This is a genomic window from Escherichia sp. E4736, from assembly GCF_005781225.1.
Lineage (GTDB): Bacteria > Pseudomonadota > Gammaproteobacteria > Enterobacterales > Enterobacteriaceae > Escherichia.
Map to the genome: position 1 here is coordinate 1 of NZ_VATT01000073.1, position 2,916 is coordinate 2,916.

1 protein-coding gene is annotated in these 2,916 nt (G+C 61.0%); it reads left to right on the top strand.

Annotated elements, in window-relative coordinates:
• The coding region (locus tag FEK46_RS23275; RefSeq protein ID WP_138194852.1) for a DUF6531 domain-containing protein at positions 1-2,916 on the top strand (2,916 nt) is incomplete at both ends.

The window sequence follows — 2,916 nt, forward strand, 5'->3', positions numbered from 1 at the left end:
GTCAGTGGGGTTCACGATGGGATGCACGGCCGTCGTGCTGACCGGTTTTGTGGTGGGTGTGGCGATGGTGTACACCGGCGCCACAGAAACGGTCAGCGAAGCCTGTTCAGACCTCGCAAATATGCTTTTCCCTCCTCAGACTGAAGGTTACATCCTCACCGGCTCTGGCGACACATGGATCAACAGCAAACCTGCCGCGCGGGCAGCGGCGACTGCGGCATCGCGGCAGGACATTGAGGCGCAGGAAGCGCAGGCGAAGGCAGAACAGGAAGAAGCGCAGCGTCAGGAGGATGCCAGAACGTTCCGGGATGTGGCCGGGGAATATCTGGAAATGGCGGGGGCAATAGCCCTGGCGGTTAACCCGGTAACAGGGCCTGTGCTGATGTCCCGTGCGCTGCACGACCAGCTCAGTACGGAAGAAGGGCGTTCTGAAATGGTGGATGGCGTGACACATTTTGTTTCGGAACTGTGGCAGCCCACCGTGGCCAGTGCGGCTCCTGGCTCCACCCCGACCCCTGACGATAAAATCGACTGTCATAAACATCCCTCCTCACTGACTCAGTTACTCGCACAAAAAAAAGCCGCCTTTCTGGATGACCCTCTGGGAACGGCACTTAACCTGTTAAATCCGGTCGGTATGCTGGAAACCGCCTTTCAGGGAGTGAATGCGGTTACTGGTAGTATCAGTAATCTGTTCAAAGGTGATGACGAACCGCCCGCGGCGGAATATATCGCGGAAGGCGCGCGGGATGTGCGTATCAACAGCCAGCCGGCGGCACGCAGCGGGGCACGCTGCACCTGCGAGGCCAGGGTGGTGAATGAGCCGGGGGACGGGGAATTTGTATCACCGGATGTCCGCATTGGCGGTCCGTTACTGGTGGTCAGGGATATCAGAAGCGGCAAGTCGCAGATAACCCTGGTGGCAACCGTGGCGCTGATGTTTCTTCGCCCGGGCAAAATGCTTTCTAAAATCGCCTGTTTTGCTGCCAGTATCGGAATGAGCATTCTGACGCAGAAGGCCACCACAGCCCTTCCGCATCCGGTCAATGCCGCCACCGGGGCCAAATACCTGGCCGATGACGATGACTTCGACTTCAGCCTGCCGGGCCACTTTCCGCTGGACTGGCAGCGCGTGTACAGCAGTCGTGACGAACGCACGGAAGGGATGTTTGGTCAGGGCTGGAGTGTGATGTATGAAGTCAGCCTCGTGCGCACGCCGGGTAACGCGGACGAAAACTGCATGACCTTTGTGTCGGGTATGGGACGACGCCTGGATATGGAAGCCGTGCTGCCGGGGAGTGGCTTTTACAGCCCCGGCGAAGGACTGGCAGTACGGCGTGGTGAGCAGGGGCACTGGCTTATCAGCAGCGATGACGGACAGTTTTTTCTGTTTGAGGCCGACCCGCACCACCCGCAGCGCCAGCGGCTGAAAATGCTGGGCGACCGTAACAGCAACTGTCTGAATCTGTACTACGACGACCGGGGACGCATCACTGAAATCAGCGGCGAACAGCAGCGTCCGTGCATCCGTCTGTATTACGAACTGGCGGCGCATCCCCGGCGGGTGACACAGATTTATCAGCATTTCCCTGAGGCTGCTCCTTTACTGCTGCGTCGTTACAGCTATGACGAGGCCGGCCACCTGAACGGCGTGTACGACAGCACGGGGCACCTGCTGCGTGAGTTTGCTTACGACGAAAACCACTGCATGACGCTGCACCGCCAGCCCGGCGGCGAAGGATATTATTACCAGTGGGGCCGGTATGAAGGGCCGGATGATGCAGGCTGGCGCGTGACGGGCCACCATACCGACAGTGGCGCACGATACCGTCTGGACTGGCGGATGGCTGAACGTGTGGTATGCGTGACAGACGGGATGGGCCGTACCCGCTTTCATCAGTGGGATGCACAGAATCAGGTGACGGCGTACCAGGACGAAGCCGGGCAGGTGATGACGTTCCGCTGGAGCGACGAAGAACGACTGTTGCTGGGGATGACCGACGCTCAGGGCGGCAAATGGCGCTATGTGTATGACCGCCTGGGGCATATCACGGAGACGCACGACCCGCTCGGGCGGGTGACACAGACACAGTGGCACCCGGTGTGGCACGAACCGGAAACGGAAGTGGATGCAGGGGGGAACAGCTGGCGCTGTGAGTACGATGAACGCGGCAATCTTCTTGCCGTGACCGATCCGCTGCAACAGAACACCCGGTATCAGTATGACCGCCACGGCCAGGTGGTACAGATAACCGATGCCCGTGGGGGGAATAAATACCTTCAGTGGAACGAAGACGGGCAGCTCATGCGACATACGGACTGTTCCGGCGCGCAGACGGCCTGGTTCTACGACGAACGCACGCGGCTGATACGGATGACTGACGCGCAGAGCCACAGCACCCGCTACGGGTATGACGACAGCGGTCACCTGGTGGAGGTGATACTGGCGGACGGCCGCACGGTGAATTACCAGTCGGACGCGGCGGGCAGGCTGGTGAAGTACACCAGCCCGATGGGGAGGATAACGCGCTGGCAACGCGACGGGCAGGGCCGGGTGCGCAGCCGGACGGACGCGACGGGACGCAGGACGGCGTTCGGGTACGACGCTTACGGGCGGCTGACCCGGCTGACAAACGAGAACGGAGAACGCTATCAGTTCCGCCACGATGTGCTGGACCGTCTGGCGGAGCAGATAAACCCGGACGGTTGCCGCCAGGCGTACCGTTACAACGCGCTGAACGCGGTCACGGAAGTGGTGTTCACCGGGGACAGGGGCGGTGAAATCCGTCACCGGCTGGCGCGTGATGCGGTGGGCCGGCTCACGGCAAAGGAGACAGCCGACAGCCGTACGGAATACGTCTGTGATGCGGCAGACCAGCTACTGGAAATCCGCCACCGGCGGTCGGATGCCGGGGA